At 68.0% G+C, this 19,228-nt stretch carries 16 protein-coding genes; 2 read left to right on the top strand and 14 right to left on the bottom strand.

From position 1 onward, the window contains the following. Nucleotides 1-74: 74 nt before the first annotated feature. From EV665_RS01275 to EV665_RS01260, 4 genes are all read right to left on the bottom strand, one after another. The gene (locus EV665_RS01275; protein ID WP_133032798.1) at nt 75-296 is read right to left on the bottom strand and encodes a hypothetical protein; all 222 of its coding nucleotides are present in this window, start codon (nt 294-296) and stop codon (nt 75-77) included. Nucleotides 297-468: 172 nt separating this feature from the next. Beyond that, the gene (locus EV665_RS01270) at nt 469-1,854 is read right to left on the bottom strand and encodes a sensor histidine kinase (RefSeq protein WP_133032797.1); all 1,386 of its coding nucleotides are present in this window, start codon (nt 1,852-1,854) and stop codon (nt 469-471) included. Beyond that, nucleotides 1,851-2,507 (bottom strand): response regulator transcription factor, encoded by a 657-nt coding sequence (locus EV665_RS01265; RefSeq protein WP_064330660.1) that lies wholly within the window; start codon nt 2,505-2,507, stop codon nt 1,851-1,853. The genes EV665_RS01270 and EV665_RS01265 overlap by 4 nt, the downstream gene beginning before the upstream one ends. A gap of 108 nt (nt 2,508-2,615) precedes the next feature. After that, nucleotides 2,616-4,262 (bottom strand): phosphoethanolamine transferase, encoded by a 1,647-nt coding sequence (locus EV665_RS01260; RefSeq protein WP_133032796.1) that lies wholly within the window; start codon nt 4,260-4,262, stop codon nt 2,616-2,618. 159 nt (nt 4,263-4,421) lie between these two features. Here EV665_RS01260 and EV665_RS32175 point away from each other — a divergent pair, with 159 nt between their 5' ends. Next, nucleotides 4,422-4,565 (top strand): hypothetical protein, encoded by a 144-nt coding sequence (locus EV665_RS32175; protein ID WP_162852938.1) that lies wholly within the window; start codon nt 4,422-4,424, stop codon nt 4,563-4,565. Nucleotides 4,566-4,625: 60 nt separating this feature from the next. Continuing rightward, nucleotides 4,626-5,285: a glutathione S-transferase family protein gene (locus EV665_RS01255; RefSeq protein ID WP_133032795.1), complete on the top strand. Its 660-nt coding sequence runs from the start codon at nt 4,626-4,628 to the stop codon at nt 5,283-5,285. A gap of 11 nt (nt 5,286-5,296) precedes the next feature. On the opposite strand, the gene EV665_RS01250 is transcribed toward EV665_RS01255, so the two are convergent. The 10 genes from EV665_RS01250 to EV665_RS01205 all read right to left on the bottom strand — a co-directional run bounded on the left by EV665_RS01250 (nt 5,297) and on the right by EV665_RS01205 (nt 19,228). Then, nucleotides 5,297-5,677, bottom strand: a complete 381-nt coding sequence (locus EV665_RS01250) for a hypothetical protein (RefSeq protein WP_133032794.1) — start codon at nt 5,675-5,677, stop codon at nt 5,297-5,299. Between the two features lie 35 nt (nt 5,678-5,712). After that, entirely contained in the window at nt 5,713-7,884 is a 2,172-nt protein-coding gene (locus EV665_RS01245; RefSeq protein WP_133032793.1) for a cellulose synthase, read from the bottom strand. Nucleotides 7,885-8,098: 214 nt separating this feature from the next. After that, the gene (locus EV665_RS01240; RefSeq protein WP_133033054.1) at nt 8,099-10,447 is read right to left on the bottom strand and encodes a cellulose biosynthesis cyclic di-GMP-binding regulatory protein BcsB; all 2,349 of its coding nucleotides are present in this window, start codon (nt 10,445-10,447) and stop codon (nt 8,099-8,101) included. Further along, a complete protein-coding gene (gene bcsA, locus EV665_RS01235; protein WP_064330665.1) occupies nt 10,447-12,618 on the bottom strand; it encodes a UDP-forming cellulose synthase catalytic subunit in 2,172 nt (723 codons plus the stop codon). The genes EV665_RS01240 and bcsA overlap by 1 nt, the downstream gene beginning before the upstream one ends. Before the next feature lie 76 nt (nt 12,619-12,694). Beyond that, on the bottom strand, nt 12,695-13,663 hold the full coding sequence (bcsN, locus tag EV665_RS01230; RefSeq protein ID WP_133032792.1) for a cellulose biosynthesis protein BcsN: 969 nt from the start codon (nt 13,661-13,663) through the stop codon (nt 12,695-12,697). 161 nt (nt 13,664-13,824) lie between these two features. Further along, a complete protein-coding gene (locus tag EV665_RS01225) occupies nt 13,825-14,310 on the bottom strand; it encodes a GlcG/HbpS family heme-binding protein (protein WP_064332572.1) in 486 nt (161 codons plus the stop codon). Nucleotides 14,311-14,417: 107 nt separating this feature from the next. After that, nucleotides 14,418-15,014, bottom strand: coding sequence for a response regulator transcription factor (locus EV665_RS01220; protein WP_064330667.1), 597 nt, complete (start codon nt 15,012-15,014; stop codon nt 14,418-14,420). After that, the gene (locus EV665_RS01215) at nt 15,011-16,600 is read right to left on the bottom strand and encodes a sensor histidine kinase (RefSeq protein ID WP_133032791.1); all 1,590 of its coding nucleotides are present in this window, start codon (nt 16,598-16,600) and stop codon (nt 15,011-15,013) included. The genes EV665_RS01220 and EV665_RS01215 overlap by 4 nt, the downstream gene beginning before the upstream one ends. A 98-nt stretch (nt 16,601-16,698) precedes the next feature. After that, nucleotides 16,699-18,141, bottom strand: a complete 1,443-nt coding sequence (locus EV665_RS01210; RefSeq protein ID WP_133032790.1) for an amidohydrolase family protein — start codon at nt 18,139-18,141, stop codon at nt 16,699-16,701. Continuing rightward, nucleotides 18,134-19,228, bottom strand: coding sequence for an amino acid ABC transporter permease (locus EV665_RS01205; protein WP_084437957.1), 1,095 nt, complete (start codon nt 19,226-19,228; stop codon nt 18,134-18,136). Before EV665_RS01205 ends, EV665_RS01210 begins: the two co-directional genes overlap by 8 nt.

Below are 19,228 nucleotides of genomic sequence, written 5' to 3'. Positions count from 1 at the left end.
CGGCTTGAACACCTACCATAGAAAGCCGCCGCCGCGAGCACAAGGCGAGCGCGGCGGCAGAGCGGGAGGAATTGTCAGGAATGTAGACGAATGCGCTCACGGCGTTCACGCATCGCCGCAAGCTCCTGTTCGATATGAATTTTTCGAGCATCCTCCATCGCCGCGGCGATGGTTTCGCTGATCACGCGCACGCTGTCTTCCGAGATGAGCGGCGATGCCCCCTGGCACTCCGCTGCATGCAGTTTGCAAAGCGCGCTGGCGAGCAGCCGCGCATAGTCTTCCGGTTTGCGACCCATGTTCCCCACCTTTTTTGATTAGAGCCACAGAAAACCACACAATAAGGCAAAAAGCCACAGGTTTCTCACATGCTAATGGAAAAAAATGTGGGCATTCGCATCGGGCCGCCCGCGCGGGAATGCCGGGAAACGAGACTGTTCAGAAATGAGGCAGGGGAAATGCCGGGCGGCGTCAGTGCGCGGCCGGAAACACGATGTCTGCCTGGAAACCGTCAACACGCCCGGCAATGGGCGATGTGAGGACGAGGCTGGCGCGCATCTGCGCCAACAGCCGCTCGGCGATGGAAAGCCCGAGACCGGAGCCCGCGGCAAGCGTCCTGCCGCGGGAAAAGCGCTTGCGCACCGCGCCAAGCTCCGCCTCGGACAGAACAGGCGCGCCGTTGCGGATGCTGACGATGCCCGTTTCGGTGAGATGGATCTCGACCGGTTCATCCGCCCGCCCGTGCAGCAGCGCGTTTTCGACGAGGTTGCGCAGCACGATGGCGAAGGCGTCGGCCGTGCCCTCGCGCAAGGCCGGTCCCGCGAGATCGTTCCGGAAGCGGATGCGGCTTGCCGCGTCCGATGCGCGCTGGAAATCCGTGACGACGACGCCGAGCACATCCACGAGGTCGAAGGTCGTGTCGCTGACGCCGATCCCGGCCTCGGCGCGGGCAAGCTGGAGCAGCTTTTCGGTGAGTTTCGTCAGCTTCTGTAGGGAGGCCTCGATCTGCCGGGCGCGGGCACGGGTCGGGCCGTCCTTCAGTTCGGCCGTGAGCAGTTGCGTCTGCGCCAGCGCGCCGGCGATCGGCGTGCGCAGTTCATGCGCGCTGTTGGCGGTGAATTCCCGCTCCGCCGCCAGCGCGGCGCGCAGGCGCGCGAGCAGGAGATTGACGGAGCGCAGGATCGGCTGCAGTTCCTGCGGCAGGCCCGCCGCCGCGATCGCCGCGAGATTGCCGCCGTCCTTTTCACCGATCGCCGCCCGCAGCGTCTCGACCGGCCGGAGCACGCGGCGCACGACGAACCACACGGCCAGCACCGTGACCGGCACGATGAGCAGCACCGGCAGCAGCAGCGCCAGCGCGCCCTCCAGCATCGCCTCCCGCCGCTCCTCGGCCGAATCCTCCACCTGCACGAAGATCGAGCCGTCCGCCGTCGCGGCGGTGTAGACCCGGCCCCGCGCGCCATCCCGGAAACCGACCCTCAGCGGCACGTCGAACGGTTCCGCCGAGGCGGTGTGCGAATGCAGCAGCACCCGGCCCGCACGGTCGCGCACCTGGTAGGTCAGGTATTCCTCGCCGGGCTGCGCGGGCGAGCGCTCGATGCGCCGGGGGGCGTTCAGGTCGTCGCGACGGTTGAGGTCGTCGATGACGAGCGGCACCAGGCGCTCGGCGGTCTCCTGCAGGGCGCTGTCGAAGATCTCGCCGAACTCGTCCTGCATGACGAGCGCGCCGAACCCCACCGCGACGAGCCAGAGGCAGGTGGTGATGACGGTGATCCACAGCATGAGCTGGCCGGCGAGGCTCTTCGGCCGGAAGGCGCTTGCGTGCGGTTTCCCGCTCTGCGGTGCCGGCCCCGTCATCGGCCGAGCCTGTAGCCGATGCCGCGCAGCGTCTCGACGCAGTCCTTGCCGAGCTTCTTGCGCAGCCGGCTGACATAGACCTCGACCGTGTTGCTCTCGATCTCCGCGCCGAAGGCATAGAGCGCCTCCTCGATCTCGCCCTTGGAGACGACGGCATTCGGCCGCGTGGCGAGCCGCGCCAGCACGGCCCATTCGCGGCCGGACAGATCGACCGGCGCGCCATCGCGCAGGACCCGTCGGTCGGCCAGCGCGATCGCCAGCGACCCGGATTGCAGCACCGGCAGCGAGGAGGCCGAGTAGCGCCGCGCGACGGCGAGCATACGGGCGCCGAGCTCGCCGAGGTTGAACGGCTTGACGAGATAGTCGTCCGCCCCGCTGTTCAAGCCCTCGATACGGTCGGAAATCTGGTCATGCGCGGTGAGGATGATGACCGGCACCGCCGTGCCGGCGCGGCGCAGGTCCTTCAGCAGCGAAAGCCCGCTGCCGTCGGGCAGGCGGAGATCCAGCAGGATCAGCTCGTAGCCGACCGCCTCCGCCGCCGTGCGGCCGTCCTCGAGCGTCTGCATCCAGTCGACCGCATGGCCGAGCCCGGCCACATAGTCGCGCACCGCCTCGCCCAGAACGGCATCGTCCTCGATCAGCAGAACCCTCACGCGCCCGTCTCTCCGCACCATGGCGACGGCCTGCCCATGCGCCCGCGCGTCACCTTCCGAAACCGGAGAATACACGGGGGAAGCCAGGCTTGCCACCGCCCGTCCCGATCAGGATACGGCGCCGCGCCGGCAGGAGGACATGAGGTCGAGCGCGGGGTCGCGCACCTTGGTTTCCACCCGCATCATGCCGAGCACGGTGTGGAAGAGTATGTCGTGCGATTGCGGCTTCACCGTCTGTGCATCGAGGCAGGCGCCGGAATAGGCGGCCTTCGCATCCTCGCCGAGCCAGAGCACGAAGGGCACATGGGTCTGCTCGCCCGGCGCGATCATGTAAGGCGCGCCGTGCAGGTAGAGGCCGAGCTCGCCGAGCGATTCGCCGTGGTCGGACATGTAGAGCATCGAAACGTCGAGGCTGCCTTCGGCCTTCTGCAGCCGGTCGATCACACCGGCGAGGATATGGTCGGTATAGGCGATCGTGTTGTCATAGGCATTCACGATCTCCTCGCGCGTGCAATCGGAAAACTCGGCGCTGCGGCAATCCGGCCTGAAGCGGCGGAATGCCTCCGGATACCGCAGGTAATAGGACGGGCCGTGGCTGCCGATCTGGTGCAGAACCAGCACGGTGTCCGCCTTCACCGAGCCGATCCAGGCGTCGAGCGCGTCGAGCATCACCTGGTCCTGGCACTCGCCGCCCGAGCAGTCGCGCGGGTTGCCGCCCGCGATCAGCGAGCGCTCCCTCACGCGGGCGGCGATCTTCTTGCTGCCGGTATTGTTGTCCCACCATTCGACGGCGACGCCCGCATGGGCGAGCACGTCGAGCAGGTTCTCGGCCTCCAGCCCCTTGCGGTGCGAATAGTCGGCGCGGGTATAGACGGAGAACATGCAGGGCAGCGAGACGGCGGTCGCCGTGCCGCAGCTCGTCGTGTCGCCGAAATAGCGGATGTCCTTCGTCTTCAGTTCGGGATTGGTCTCGCGCGCATAACCGCCGAGCGAAAAGTTGGCGGCGCGCGCCGTCTCGCCGGCAACGACGACCAGCAGCCGCGGCTTGCGCCCGGTGACGGGACCATCACCGATACGGGCATCCGTGCCGAGCGGGGCGGCGACCACGTTGCGATCGGCCGACTGGCCGGCGGCGAACTGCACGGCCGTGACGAGCGGCACGAAGGGGTTCAGCGTCTCGAACCAGTCGTGATGCGCCCGCACGGTGGCGGCATAGACGCGGGCATGGGAAAGGCCGGCGACCAGCGCGATGACCAGCGCGGGCAGGATGATGGCGAGATTGGCGCGCAGCTTCCAGAAGAAGGTGTGGTGACGCACCTTGACCCACAGGAGCAGCGCTGCGGGCAGCACGCCATAGGCCAGCATGTGCAGGACGAAACCCGGCGTGATCAGGTGCCCGGCCTCCGCGCTGTTCGTCTCGGCCGCGTTGCGGATCATCTCCATGTCGATGATCACGCCGTAGCGGTCCATGAACCAGGCGCCGGCGGCGCTTGCCAGGATGAGCAGGATGAAGACCGGCTTCATCACATATTTCAGCGAGACCGCGACGCAGAACGCGATGTAGAGGCAGGCAATGCCGACGGCGATGGAGAAAAGCGTGGTCGGCCGGCCATCGAGATAGAGCCAGCCCTTCGACCAGAAGCTGCGGTTGGTCAAGGCGAGCAGGTAGAGCGCCGTCAGGATGCTGACGGCAATGCTGCCGAGCTGCGGCCGCCAGACGGCGGGGAAGCCGGCCTTGCCGGTTGTTTCGCGCATCGGATGTCCTTTCGAAAGCGTCTCAGGCAGCCCGCGGGCCGCCATCCCGCGCCTCCCTGCCCCGCGAAGCTGACAGCCGCCTGAACGAGCTGACGGCCGCGTTCAGCGCCGCGTCAGGTTGGTGGCGGACAAGACGGCTGTTCGAATGTGAGGTGACGCGTGAAATCGAGACTGCTGCATCCGGGAATGCTGTTCGTGACGGCCCTGGTCTTCCTGGTCCTGTCGATCCCCCTCGCCCAGATGCAATTTTCAAGGCCGCATGGCCAGGATCTGAGGCAGGTGCTGCTGCTGCGCGCGGGATGAAAAAACCGATTGCAAAACGCAATCAGATTTGCGACAACGTCCGCAGACGCGGAGGTTGCCATGAAACCCGTTCTGTATGCTCATCCCTTTTCCAGCTACTGCCAGAAGGTGCTGATCGCGCTTTATGAAAACGGCACCGATTTCGACTACCGCCTGCTCGACCACAACGACGCCGAAACGCTCGCGGATTTCGAAAGGCGCTGGCCGATCAAGCGCTTCCCGATCCTCGTCGACGGCGACCGGACGATCGTCGAGGCGAGCATCGTCATCGAATATCTCGGGCTTTATCACCCCGGGCCGGTAAAGCTCATTCCCGACGATCCGAAGGCGGCGATCGAGGTGCGCATGCTCGACCGCTTCTTCGACAACTACGTCTCGACGCCGCAGCAGAGGATCGTCTTCAACGCCATCCGGCCTGAGGAGAACCGCGATCCCTACGGCGAGAAGGATGCGCGCGACATGCTGGAAACGGCCTATGCCTGGCTCGATACCCACATGGACGGCCGGATCTGGGTCACGGGCGACACCTTCACGCTGGCCGACTGCGGCGCCGCTCCCTTCCTCTTCTATGCGGACTGGACGCACGCCATCGACCCGGCCTTCGCCAATGTGCATGCCTATCGCAAACGCCTGCTCGCCCGCCCCTCCTTCGCCCGCGCCGTGGACGAAGCCCGGCCCTTCCGGAAGTTCTTCCCGCTCGGGGCGCCCGATCGCGACTAGATGCCCAACGGCTAGCCGGCGCGGCAGTGCCGCCGTTCATCGGCCGTGGCCTCGCGCTCGATGCCGGTGACGACGAGGACCGGCAGGCTCTGCCGCCGGCCGGCGATCTCCTGGTCGCGATCCTCGACATGGCCACGCAGGACAAGCCGGCCGTAGTAGAGTGCATCCGTCTCGCGGATGCGCTGCCGGTCCGATTCGGCCAACCCGTCGATATCAGGGGAGACGCCGCGCGTTTCCGCACCGCTGTCGAGATTGCGGATGGCGGAGGACGGGCATGGCGCCGTCACACAGCGAAGGCCGTTGTCGCAGACGACATAGCGCTCCTCCGCGGCAGCGAGCGGAGAGGCGAACAGGGGCAGCACGGCGGCAAGGGCAAGGGTTCGAAGGCGCATGCATCATCCTCCGCAAGGATTGCGGCCAAATAGCGTTACTTGCGGCCATCCCGCTCGCGGCGCATCTCGGCAAGCGCGCGGATGGCGTCCTGCCGGCCGGTCTCGCCCAGCGCCTCGAACAGGCGCATGGCATCGACGCGCATGCCGAGATTCTTGTAGGCATAGGCGCGCAGCACCATCAGGTCCGCCGGCTCGGCATGGAACTGGCGGCGCTGGTCGAGGAAGACCAGGGTTTCGCGATAGCGTTGCGCGCGAAAACTGCTGACGGCGCGATCGCCGAGAATGGCGGTCTGCAATTCGGCGACACGCCCCTGCTCCAGCCGCGCCTTGGTGGCGGAGACCGCGGCATCGCTCGTCAGCCCGGCGCGCAGATAGGCAAGGCTCTGGCCATAGGCGGCATCGCTGCGCGTGCGGCCCTCGCCGGCCAGCGCCGCCTCAAAGGCCTGCACGGCCTCCAGCGGCCGGTTGATCTCCATCAGGCACCAGCCGAGCGAGAGCGCACCCGCCGCCGAGAGGCGGCCGGGATCACGCGTGCTGCGGCAATCGACGGCGCCGTCCGTACGGCGCGCCGTGCGGGCGCCGCGCTGCGGCGTCAGGGCGACCTCCTCGACCACTTCGCGCACCGGCACGCGGCGTTCGGTGCGGGCGGTCCGCGCCTGCCGGTCGCGTAGCGCCGGCGCGGCATCCCCGCTCGTGTCCCGTTCGCCAAGCAGCGCGATGCGCTCGGACCGGCCGGCCCAGGCCTGCTTGACGGCGGCGAGACCGGCGCGGTCCTCCAGCCTCAACCGCGCGACGCCGAGCCCGTAGGCGGCAGGCTCGTAATCCGCCCTCCACGCGAGCACCTGCGAAAACCATTCCTCCGCCGTGCCCGGCTGGTCCATGGCGAGCGCATACCAGCCGAACTGCTCGCCGGTCTGCGGATGCTTCTCCTCCAGCGTCACCTGCGCGATGCGGCCGAGCACCTTGGCGTCGAGCTTCGGCGGCGGATCGAGCGCCAGGAGGTTGGCAGTGGCGGCGAGATAGGTCTGCATCGCCTGGTCGGAGGTCGTGCGCCAGGCATACATCACCTCCTCCGCCTCGCCCGGCATCTTGCGCGCGAGAAGGATGAGGGCGAGGCCCTGCGAGGCCGAGGCGGAATCCTCGACGGCGCGCGCCTTGCGGAAGAAGGGTTCGGCCAGCGCATTCTGCTCGCGCCGGAGGTGATACCAGCCGAGCAGCAGCGCATCGGAGGCGAGCCCCTCGTCCGTCACCAGCTTCTCGACGAGCTTCAGATAGGCCGGAGCGACCGTGATCGCCGCGTCCTCGTCGCCCTCGCCGACGAAGCGGCGGGCGAGATCGTTGCGGATCGTGTCGAATTCCTTGACGCCATCGGCGCCGGTGCGCTCGCGGGCGATGAGATCCTGCATGTCGGCATAGCCGAGCAGGGTCGAGGCCTTCTGCACGGTGGCGACACGGATCGGCCCGTCCGAGCAATTGTCGAGCATGTAGCCGTAGGCATCCTTGGCGCGCTGCACGCGCTCGGTCTTCACGAAGGCCTCGGCGACGCGCCAGAGCACATCCGCATCCGAGCAGGTGAGCAGGCTCGGCGTCTCCGCGCCGAGGCGCACGACATCCTCGCTGCGCCCCGCATTGGAGGCGGCCACCAGCTCGGCGCGCTTCTCCGCCACGTCGAGGCGCTCGACGAGGTCGGCTGGCGGCGTCCATTGCGGGTCGTCCTGCTGGCGCCGGGCGATCGCCGCGCGCACGTCCGCGTAGCGCGACTGGGCATAGAGCGCCCACATCTCCTCGAGCTGCCGGTCCTCGTTGACCGGCACGGCGAGCGGGTTTTCCGGCGGTGTCCAGGTGGGATAGAGCGCGCGCAGCCGGGCGATCTCCGCATTCAGCCGGGCGGTGTCACCGCGGGCGGCGAAGTAGCGCAATGCGCTTTCGTCGACGATCGGCTTGTTCTGCGTGACCTCCACGACGGGCGTCGGCTCCGTGCCGGTGCCGGCCGCCTGTCCGGTCTGCTGCGCCTGCGCGATTTCCACGCGCGGCTGCTTCGTCAGGGCAGCCGGCGCTTCATCGAGGCTGCCGGTGGTGACGCCGTCGGTTCCCGCACCAAGGCGCGGCAGGCCCTTCACCAGACCGGCAGGCACGCCGAAGGATACGCCTGCGACACTGGCCGCGCCGGCGGAGACGATGACGAGCGCCACGAGGATCGACTTCATCCCGAATTTCCTTCGGTCCATCACTGCCATACAGCGCCGGGCATCGGTCATGACGCACGAGGGGCGCTGCAACATTCCAACTTCAAATCGGCCCGCCCCGGTCCGCGGCGACACCATGCGCCATGAACGGCGGGACATCTCGCCCCGCCCCCGGGAAGAGCCAATCAATCGTGATAAAACCCCGATAGGGTTAACCGTCGGTAAACAGGCCCCCTCAGACTTCCCTACCGAAGCGGCGCAGGAGGCCGGACGTGGCGATGCCGAGCAGGATCGACAGGACGCAGAACACCGCCGCATAGGCGAGGATGTTGGAGGACAGCCAGTTCGCCGCGACCAGCCGCATGTTGGAGAAGGTCCAGGGCTGCGTCGCCACGAAGCGGGTGCGGCTGACCGGGCGCGTGTCGAGCGCATCCGCGTCCTTGCTGTCCAGGCTGACATAGCCGTCGAGCTGCTGCCAGCGTTCGTCCTGCGCGACCGCGACCATGCCGGCCTTGAGGTCGGCGCCGGTCGGCGCGGAGAGCACGGTCCAGGTCGCGCTCTCGTCAGGGCTGTTGCCCTGCGCAACGAGGAAGCGCGCCGTATCGCCGGGCGCCACGAGCGGTTCTTCGCCGGGCAGCAGGCGGAGTGAGGCGAGCGGGATGTCGAAGGTCTCCTGCAGCCAGGCCTCCAGCGCGGAAATCTGCCCGCGCCAGGAACCGCCGCGCACGCGCGACTGCCACTCGTCGATGGCGTCTTGGGTCGCGCCGTGCTGCGCGCCGCCATCGGCCGGCCCACCCCAGGCGGAGGCGCTTTCGGCGGCGATATGCGTCTGGCCGAGCACGAGCGGGGGAAGCTGCGAGATCGTGCCGACCAGGATGGCATTGCGTTCGCCGATGGCGAGCGCCGAGGATTCCGGACGCACCTGCAGCGCCCGCCCGCTCGACACCGCCATCTTGCCGAGGAAGGTCGCGCTGGTCGAAAGCGTGTCCGCATCGAGGCGGTCGAGATAGAGCGCCACCGGATCGGCCTGGCCGTTATAGGGAAAGCCCGTGCCCGACAGGGCGGCAAGGCTGGGAAGCTGCGCGACGCGGGCAAAGCGCGGCATGCGGAACTCGGAGGTATCGAACAGCGCGAAGCGCGGCTCGTCGCTGGCGCTGGCGCCCGGTGCGCAGATCTTGTCCGCCTCGGTCAGGAGCGCGGTCTCGATGTCGATGCGGTTCGGCCCCGGCCGGAAATGCCGCATGGTCACGCGGATCGGCAGATGGCGGAAGATGCCGCCGTTGCGGTTGGTGATCGGCACGGTCGTGGCGATGTTGCCGTTCACATAGATGTCGATATGGCTGCCCGGCAACACTTCGGGCGAATAGGCCGCATCAAGCAGCAGCGTCGCCTCGCCATAGGCATCCGCATAGAAATCCGAGGGAATGCCGACGTCGAAGCCGATGCGATAGCGCCGGCCGCTGAATTCGCCGGTGCGCACGCCGAGCGAGGCGAAGGTCGGCGACGTCTCCCCCAGGATGAGCGGCATGTCCGCGCCGTTGCGCTGGCGCACGCTGAGCGCTTCGCGCGTCACGCCGAGCGGCCGGTCGATGGGCGAGACCATGCCTTCCACCGCGCCCTCGATCGACGGCCAGTCCGGCCCGCTGACGACGAAGACCTTGCGGTCGCCGTCCGGCGCATCGACGAAGGTGGCGACGGCCGAGGAGCGCGCCGTCGCGGGCAGGCCCGGCAGCAGCGCCGCCAGATTGCCGGCCGTGCCGACCAGCACCGTCAACTCCCCGGCCCCCGCCGCCAACGGCAGCGTATCGGTGATGTCGAAGGTCTGGTTCGGCATCTTCGCGATCAGCGCCAGCCCCTGGCTGAGCCGCATCAGCGCATTGGTGGCGACGGGCTGGCCCATTTCCGGCACGACCATGACGAATTTCGTCTGCCCCGTCGGCCCGAGGCCGATAGCGGCGATGTCGTCGGTCGTCAGGAGGCGGCCGCTCGTGTCGCGCGGCACCGTCAGATAGGTGCGCGACGGGTCGAGCGACGTCCAGAGATCATAGGTCGAGCGGATCGTGCAATCCGTCCGGTGGCGGTGCACGGCGTTGAAGGTCACCCGGTTGACGCCGGGGCGCAGGAGGCCCGCCGGCAGGTCGAAGCGCACGTCCTTGATGCCTTCCGCGGACTGGACCGGCAGCTCGCCGACGACCGTGTCGTTGACGATGACGGTGAGCCGCGAGGCCTCCGGGGCCACCACGACGGCATTGGAATAGCCGAGATTGATCGCCGTCGCGCTGCCCGCCTGTTGCGGGGTCAGGAAGAGCGGGAAGGACTGGCTTGCGACCTCCCCTTCCAGAAGCAGCGACGTCGCCGGAACGATATAGCGCCGGGTGGAAAGATCGGGCATCGCCGCCTTCTTCTCCGGCTGCTTCGTTTCCCGCACGGCAGGGGTGTTTTCCTCCGTCGCCGGCGTGTTCTCGACGGCAGGGCCGCGTTCGCCGGACATGTCGAAGGGAACGGAGGTATCCTGCGCGAGGGCGACGGATGCGCAGAGCGAGAAGGTGAGGCCGCAAAGCGCGGCCCTGACGGGCAGGAGCATCACGAGGCAACCTCCTTCTTGCGGCCGCCGCCGAAGCTGCGCACGAGATAGAGAAGGCCGCGGCTCGTCTGGTAGAGGGCGATGCCGAGGAACCACAGCGAGCCGCGGAACAGGCCCGGATTGTAGCGGCGCGAGACCTGGAAATCGCTCCACTGGTTGGAATTGGCAAAGATCAGGTCGGCGACGAGCGAATGGTGCCGCGCCACCTCCGGCATGAAGCGGCAGCCGACCGCGACCACGCTGCCGAGGTTTTCGACATTGCGCACGTCGACCGGCAAGACCTCCTCATGCGCCGCGCCGTAGGGGGTGAAGCGCAGCGCGCAGCGCGCGTCCGTCGCAAGGTCCGGCTCCAGCCCGAAGACCTGCACGCGCGCGCCGTTGGCCGAGACGTTCTCCAACGTGGAGGGATATTCCCGCCCGTCGGCGATGAAGGTGCAGCGCCGCTTGACCGTCACGCGCCGGCTCGCCGCCCGTTCGCTGCGCTCCGACACGACGCCGAGCGCGCAGCCGGCGATGATGAGGTTGAGCAGGTTCCAGCCGCCGACGACGAAGGTGACGTCGGCCTTGTAGGGCTCGGAATAGAAGCGGTAGATGCTCATCAGGAAGGCGACGAACAGCACGGCGAAGATGACGAAGAACGGCCGGCTGATCTCCGAAAGCCGCGATTCGCGGATCGACTCGTCCTTCGCGGTCACCTTGAAGGTCGGCTTGGTCGGGTTGAGCATGACCGAGACGACGGCGGGCAGGAGATGCACGCTCTGCACATATTCGTAGAGCTCGGAGATCCAGGGCCAGCGGAACGAGCCGTAGAGATAGTTCTGCATCATCAGGTTCACGAACATGTAGGCGAGCGTATAGCCGAGGAATTCGCCGCCGGAGGCCGTGAAGATCTCCAGGTCGAAGAACAGGTAGAACAGCGGCGCGAAGAGGAAGATCGTGCGCGGGAAGGGAAACAGCCAGAACAGCATCGACGACATGTAGCAGAGCCGCTGCGGCACGGAGAGGCCGCGCTTGAACAGCGGGAAGCGGAAGCGCAGGATCTGCATCATGCCCTGCGCCCAGCGGCTGCGCTGGCCGATGAAGCTGGCGAAGGTGGCGGGCTGCAGGCCGGCGATCAGCGGCTTGTCGACATAGACGCTGTTCCAGCCGCGCGAATGCAGCGCCAGCGCCGTCTCGCAATCCTCGGTGATCGAAAGGCCGGAAAAGCCGCCCGCCTCGTTGAGCGCGGTGCGCCGCAGCACCGCGGCCGAGCCGCAGAAGAAGGCAGCGTTCCACTTGTCGAGGCCGCGCTGGATGATGCCGTAGAACATCTCGTTCTCGCTCGGCATCGTCTCGAAGGTCCGCAGGTTCCGCTCCAGCGGATCCGGGTTGAGGAAGAAATGCGGCGTCTGGACGAGGAAGAGCTTCGGGTCGTCGGCAAAGTAGCCCACCGTCTGGCGCAGGAAATCGCGCGCCGGCGCATGGTCCGCATCGAAGACGGCGATCAGCTCGCCGGTCGAGTGCTGCATGCCGTTGTTCATGTTGCCGGCCTTGGCATGCTCGTTGCGGGCGCGGGTGAGGTAATTGACGCCGAGATCGCGGCAGAGCGCCTGGAGCTCGCGGTGGCGGGCCTCGGCCACCTGCGCCTCGATCACCGCCGCGGCATTGCGCTTCTGCTCCGTGCCGCCGTCGTCGAGCAGCCAGACGGTGAGCTTGTCCGCCGGGTAATCCATCGCCTTGGCGGCGGCGAGCGTGTTGGCGAGAAGGCCGATATCCTCGTTGTAGCTCGGCACGAAGACATCGACGGACGGCAGCCTGCCCTCCTCGGCCAGCCGGCTCTTGCGCGGCGGCAGCGGCATCGCCACGACGAAGAGGCTGAGCGCCAGCATCATCACGCTGTACATCTCGGCAAGATAGAGCAGGAAGCCGGGAATGAAGTTCTCAAGCTGGTTCAGCGGCGGCAGCGTGCTGGTTGTGCGCCAGTAGACATAGCGCAGCACGACGGCCGTGCCGAAGGCGAGCGCGATCAGTCGCCAGATACCCTCGGCGCGCAGCACCTTGATGACAGCCATGAAGGTGACCACGGCGATGCTGGCGACGAGCTGGGTCTGCAGGTTGATGGGCAGCGTGATCACGAGGATCACCAGGGCGGAGACCAGTGCCCACAGGATGATCGTGCCGATATGTCTCATACGCCGTCCTTCGCCGTCATAGCGTTCCAACCCGGGACCTTACGCCCCATTATGTTAAGGAAAAATTAGGCGCTATTCAATTGCAGGTTGTCGAACCCGAAGAAGACGTAACGCAGACGGGTGACGGCACCACGACGGCCTCCCCTTCCGTTTCCGAGACCGCGCCGCCCGTCGGCGACGGCACGATGACGGTATCGCCCCTGTCGAGCGCTTCCGCGCGCCGCACGACGGGCCGCTTTTCCGTCTGGCGGCGGACCGCCGGCACGCGCGTCCCGGTCTCCACGACGACGGTCGCCGGCGCCCTGCGCTCCTCGATCGCGACCCGCAGCGGCTCGCCGCCGCCGATCCCGCTGTCGACCGCGGCCGGCGTGCCGTAGGGGTTCCAGGTCGTGCCGGAAAAGCCGCCGACGATGGTGTAGCCATACATCATCTCGACCAACTCCTTCTCGCCGGCGCCGGACTGGCAGACGCGCAGGCGGATCTGGATCGAGCCGTAGCTGTTGAGCCTGCCGCGGTCCGCCTCGTCCGCCCGGATCTGCTGCCAGCCATAGAGGCAGCCGTCATCGCCCGCGCCCCGCCCATAGGCGTAGCCGAACGGCCCGTAGCTGTTGCGCACGAAATTCGACGAGATCGCCAGCGCGCGGCCGGGCAGCGCGGCGCGGATCTCGCTTCGGATCGCCGAATGCTGCACCGGCTTGAAGGCCAGCGTGCCGCCGGGCATCGCCGTCGTCTCCACCGGGCCGAAGGCCTGGATGCTGATGAAATTCTGGCCGGGCGTTGCCGCCGAGGTGGACAGCGCGATCTGCTGCTCGACCGCATTGGTATATTGCCGCTGGATCACGCTGACGATCGACAGCGTGCCGGGAGCGGGCAACACCAGCGCGCTCGACGCCGGAACGGTGGTGGAAAGCGTCGCGACACCGACGCCGGGCCGCGCCGCACAGCCGGCGGCCAATACTGCCGCCGCGCAGGTCGCAAGCAGGACGCTCCTCTGAAACACCCTGCCGCCACGACCGGAAAAACGAATCGCCGCCGAATCATCCATGCAGCACTCATATTTCGCCCGGGCGCGAATAGGAATCCCCCATATCCAGCCATGGCACTGCCGGCATCAGCTTCGGGCAAGCGGCACCTTTGGCCGCCCGAACGGCAAAAAGCCCCGGCATCCGCATGATGCCGGGGCTTTTTCGTCGCGTCGACGGTGTCTTATTTCAGCTTGGCGCTGACGGCCTCGATGCCGGCGCGGGCGCATTCGTCGTCGATATCGCCGCTCGGCGCGCCGCCGACGCCGATGCCGCCGATCGTCTCGTCACCGGCCTTGACCGGCACGCCGCCGGCAAGCACCAGCAGGCCCTCGATCGAAACGAGCTGGGCAGCGGCCGGGTTCTTGCCGACATTTTCGGCGATCGTCTGGGTCGGCGTGCGCATGGACGCGGCGGTGTAGGCCTTGCGAACGGCGCTGTCGAGCGTGTGCGGGCCGGCGCGGTCGGCGCGCAGGACAGCGCGGGTGACGCCGGCGCGGTCGACGACGGCGACCGATACGTTGAATTTCTTGGCAGCGCAGGCCTTCACGGCGGCGTCGGCCGCCTCGACGGCGATGTCGAGCGGCATGTTGCGCTCGGTGAGGATTTCAGCCCGGGCGGCGCCGGCAAGCGTGAGGGCGGCGAAGGCGGCGGCAACGAAGGTCTTCATGTCTATCTCCATCTGGGCCGCCCGGTCTTCCCGGCGGCGACGGCCCTCTTTTCGGAGATTTCCGGCTTTCGCGGTATCGGTGGACGGACGGAGCGGGGTCGGTAGGACTACGGAGCCTGCCCGATCAGCGAAAGGCGCGCGAATTCCGCGACCGAGGTCGTGCCGAGCTTCTGGGCGATGTTGGCCCGGTGCGTATCGACCGTGCGGGGCGAGAGCTGCAGGGCTTCGGCGATCTCCTTCGTCGACCAGCCGCGCCCCACCATGTCCAGCACCTCGCGCTCGCGCTCGGTGAGCTGCGCCACCAGTTTCGCCGCCTCGGCCCGCTCCGCATGCACGTCCAGCGCGCCGGAGGCCTGCTGCAGCGCCTCGACCAGCACCTGCTCGTCGATGGGCTTGGTGAGGAAATCGACGACGCCGGCCTTGAAGGCGCGGCGGCAGGCGTGCACGTCGCCATGGCCGGTGCAGATGATCGTCGGCCAGTCGCAGCCGATGGCGGCGAGCTTCTCGTGCAGTTGCAGGCCCGTGATCGCCGGCATGCGCAGGTCGAGCAGCAGCACGCCGGGCTTGAGTTTCGGCGCGCGGGCGAGGAACGCGGTGGGATCGCCGAAGGTCTCGATGCGGATGCCGTAGGTGCCGAGCAGCAGCGACAGCGCGCTGCGCACCCCCTCGTCGTCATCGACCAGATAGACCGGCGCCATCGTCATTCCGCTGCCTCTTCCCGTTCCTCGATGCCGTCCGCCGCCGGCAGCCGCACGGTGAAGACCGCGCCGCCCGCCGCCGCGTTTTCCGCCGAAATGCTGCCGTCGAAACGCTCGACGATGCTTTCGCACAGGCTGAGCCCGAGCCCCATGCCGTCCGGTTTGCCGGAGAAGAAAGGCTCGAACAGCCGCGGCAGGATATCCGGCGCGATGCCGGTGCCGTTGTCGAAGACACGGATCGCATGGCCCGCCGCATCGGGCGTGAGCGCCACGCGCACCCGTCCGTCCGCCCGCCCCGTCTCGCTCACCGCGTCGGCGGCATTGCGGATGAGGTTGTGGATGACCTGCTCGATCTCCACCGGATCGATCCGAGCCGGCGCGGGGCCTTCCGGCAGGTCGACATCGAGCGCGATGCCGCGCCGGTCGAGATCGATGCGCGACAGGGCGACGATGTCGGCGACGTGGCGGGAAAGGTCGTGCACGCCGGCCTCCGGCGCGCTTCTGCCGACATAGGCGCGCAGGCGCACCAGGATATCGGCCGCGCGTTTGGCCTGCAGCACATTGGCGGCAAGCACGCCGTCGACCGGCGTGTCCGTGAGGCCGGCGGCCGCGGCGAGGCGCCGGCCCGCCTGGCTCTGGCTGAGCAGCGCCGTCAGCGGCTGGGTCAGTTCATGGGCGATGCCCGAGGCCATTTCGCCCATGCTGTTGATGCGCAGGGCATGGGCAAGCTTCGTCTCGTGCTGGCGCAGCGCCTCGCGCCGCGCGGCCGCCTCCGCCGCCTCCCGCGCCAGCGCCGCCTCCTGCCGGTGGCGCAGCAGCGAGCGCACGAGCACAAGCCCGGCAAGCGAGATTGCGGCGAAGAGGGCGAGCGGCAGCGGCGGAAGAAGCGCGGCCAGCGTGACATGGCGTTGCAGCGAAAGGCGCAGCGGCTGCGTGGCGCTGGCGATCGGCGCCTCGAAGCGGATGGTGCGGGCGAGGAAGCCCGTATCCGCGGGCGCCGCCGCCCCCATCTCCAGCAGCGTGCCCTCGCCCGTCGCCAGCCGGAGCAGGGCCCAGCGCGGCAGTTCCTCGTCCTCGACGAGCTTTGCCCCGTCTATATCGAGGCTGACGGCCATCGTGTCGTTCATGCGCTTCATCAGGCGATAGTGGCCGGGCCGCGCATCCGCGCCGTAGGCGGCCTTGCCGGCGGTCAGCGCCGCCACGGCCTTCGAGACCTCTTCGGGGCTCGCCGTCGCGCCATCGGCGGATGTCGCCGAACTCACGACGCTCGCCCCCTCGCCCGGCGCCAGGCGGATGAGGTCGATCGCGACGATGCGCGGATAGAAGCGCAGGATGGATTTCGCGACGAGATCGAAATCCTCCGACGGCTGCGCCTGCGCAAGCCCGAGGGCACTGAGGCTCGTCAGGTGGGCATCGTGCTGGGCGACGCGCTGCGAGACCGCCCTTTGCAGCGCGCGGCCGCTTTCGGAGACATCCAGTTCCAGCGCCTGCCGGTGGCTTTCGGCCGAATAGAGGCCAAAGGCGGCGACGAGCAGCAGCCAGCCGCCGGCAAGGGCGGCCGAGGAACGAAGAAAGGTCGGGCGTGCACGCATCCGGGATGAAGCCGCGTCAGGGATCGGGAGGACCATCATAGGGCCTCGCCCGCGCCTTGGCGATCCGCAGCGCCACGGATATGCGGCCCGGGATCGCTTCAGGACAGGACCGGAAGCGACAGCGGCGCGAGCGTCGCCGCTGGCCGGCCGCGCGGGTCGTTCGCCTGGAGGCGGCGCACCGCGAAGTCCTGCACCGCCTGCAGCTCCGCCACAGCGCCGTCATAGTCGACCAGCGTCGGGCGGTCCTCCCGCATGACGCAGGCGCCGTCGACATAGACGGCAGCGACCGCGCGTTCGGCGGCGCAGTGCAGGAGGTTGCGCAGCGGATCGTGGAGTGGCTGCATGCCGGGATGTTTCAGGTCGACCAGCGAGAAATCCGCCTTCGCACCCTTGGCGATGCGGCCGATGTCGCTGCGCCCGAGTGCCCTGGCACCTGACAGCGTGGCGGCCTCGAAGACCGCAGCGGTATCGACGTCGAAGACCGAACCGCCGGCGATGCGGGCGCAGATCATCGCCATGCGCATCTCCTCCAGCATGTTGAACGGATAGCTGTCCGTGCCGATCGCCACATTGACGCCCGCCTGCCGGTAGCGGCCGAGCGATTGCAGCACCATGCCGCTGCGCGAGAAGGTGACCGGGCAATGGGCGACGCTCGTCCTGCTGGCGGCGAGCCGCTCGAGGTCGGCCGCCGTGCGCTGGCGCGTCCAGGCATGGCTGTCGATGAAGATGCAGTGCCCGAGGACGAGGTCCGGCCCGAGCAGGCCGAGGCTTTCGAGATAGGCGACGGCGGTGAGGCCGTGGCGGCGCATGAGCTCCTCGTGCTCGGCCATGGTCTGCGCGGCATGGATGGTGATCGGCACGCCGCGGCTGCGCGCCGCCTCCACTGCCGCCTGCAACAGGTCCGGGGAGCAGGTCTCGACCTGCGCCGGGGCGACGATGCCGCCGAGCCGGCTCGAGGGATGTGCACGGGCGGCATCGACCGTCTCCAGCGCCCGGGCGAAGGCGTCACGGCCCCGCGCGGCGTCCCAGCGGAAATCGAGCCTGTGGCTGTCCTCGACATGCCAGGCTGCCTCGCGGAAGCCCGGGGCGACATAGGCGCGCGCGCCACTGCGTGCCAGCACCGGCAGCCAGCAGGCATGCGGGCCGGCAATGTCGACGAAGGTGGTGACGCCGCTGCGCAGGAGATCGCCGAGCATGACGGTGAGCGCGGCCTCGACCGCATCGTCACTTATCTCGATCAGCGTCGAATATTCGTACATCGCCTGTCCCCAGAGGGCCGCCGTGCCGGCATCCTCGAACAGGCTTTTCGAGACCGGCTCCTCGCCGGAATGGCAGTGCACGTTGACGAAGCCCGGCATGACCATGCGGTCGCGGCCGGAGATTTCCTCGCCGAACGGTCCTTCGTAGCGCCCGCCGACATGGACGAAGCCGGCCGCGTCGAAGGCGACATCCGCATCGTGGAGATAGGCATGGCCGCCGCGGGCCGCATCATAGGCGATGACGGTATGGGCGTTGCGGATGACGGTGACGGTATCAGGCATGGGTCGTCCGGAAGTGCTTTTCGAGGAATCGGCTATAGGCGCCCATCAGGGCACTGAAGGTGAAGTAGACGGCGGCGGCGACGAGATAGCCTTCGAGCACGGCAATGCCCTGCCATTGCGGATCGCGGATGGCCGAGCGCACCGTATCGAGGAAATCGACGAGGCCGACGATGGTGACGAGCGTCGTATCCTGGAAGAAGCCGATGAACAGGCCCACCATCGGCGGAATGACCTTCTTGAGCGCCTGCGGCAGAACGATCTTGCGCATGACCTGCCAGTAGTGCAGCCCGAGCGAGGATCCCGCCTCGTATTGCCCGGCGGGCACGTCCTGCAGGCCGCCGCGCACGATCTCGGCGATATAGGCGGAGGCGAAGAGGATGATCGCCACCTGCGCGCGCAGCAATTTGTCGATGGTCACGCCCTCGGGCATGAACAGCGGCAGCATCACCGTCGCCATGAAGAGGATGCTGATCAGCGGCACGCCGCGCACGATCTCGATGAAGCCGACGGCGAGAACGCGGATCGCCGGCAGGTTGGAGGCGCGCGCCAGCGCCAGCACGATGCCGAGCGGCATGGCGAGCGTCAGCCCGACGAAGGAGAGCATGAAGGAGAGCGGCAGGCCGCCCCAGCTCGTCGTCGCCACAGGCGTGAGGCCGAAGACGCCGCCGGCCATGAGAATATAGAGCACCGGCAGGACGAGGAGGATCCAGCCGAGAAGCAGGCCCCGGCTCCAGAAGCGCGGCATCATGGAAAAGAGGAAGGCGGCGAAAAGCAGAAGCAGCGCCAGCATCGGCCGCCACTGTTCGTCATAGGGATAGAAGCCGAACAGCATGTAGCGCAGCTTCTGCGCGACGAACGGCCAGCAGGCGCCGCTTGCCGCCTTGCAGGTCTCGCCGTTGCCGGAGAACACCGCATCGACCACCAGCCAGCCGAAGGCGAGCTTGGCGATGAAAACGACGGCGGCGATGGACAGTACGCTGATGAGCGTGTTGCCGGGCGTGCCGAAATAGGCGGAAAGCCTGCCGAGGCGCGGGGCGGTCGGCGCCGGCTGCGGCGGCGCCAAAGCAAGGGTCTGGACGTCGGCCAT

This window comes from Shinella granuli (assembly GCF_004341885.1).
GTDB lineage: Bacteria > Pseudomonadota > Alphaproteobacteria > Rhizobiales > Rhizobiaceae > Shinella > Shinella granuli.
This window is presented reverse-complemented; position numbering and strand designations above follow the sequence as displayed.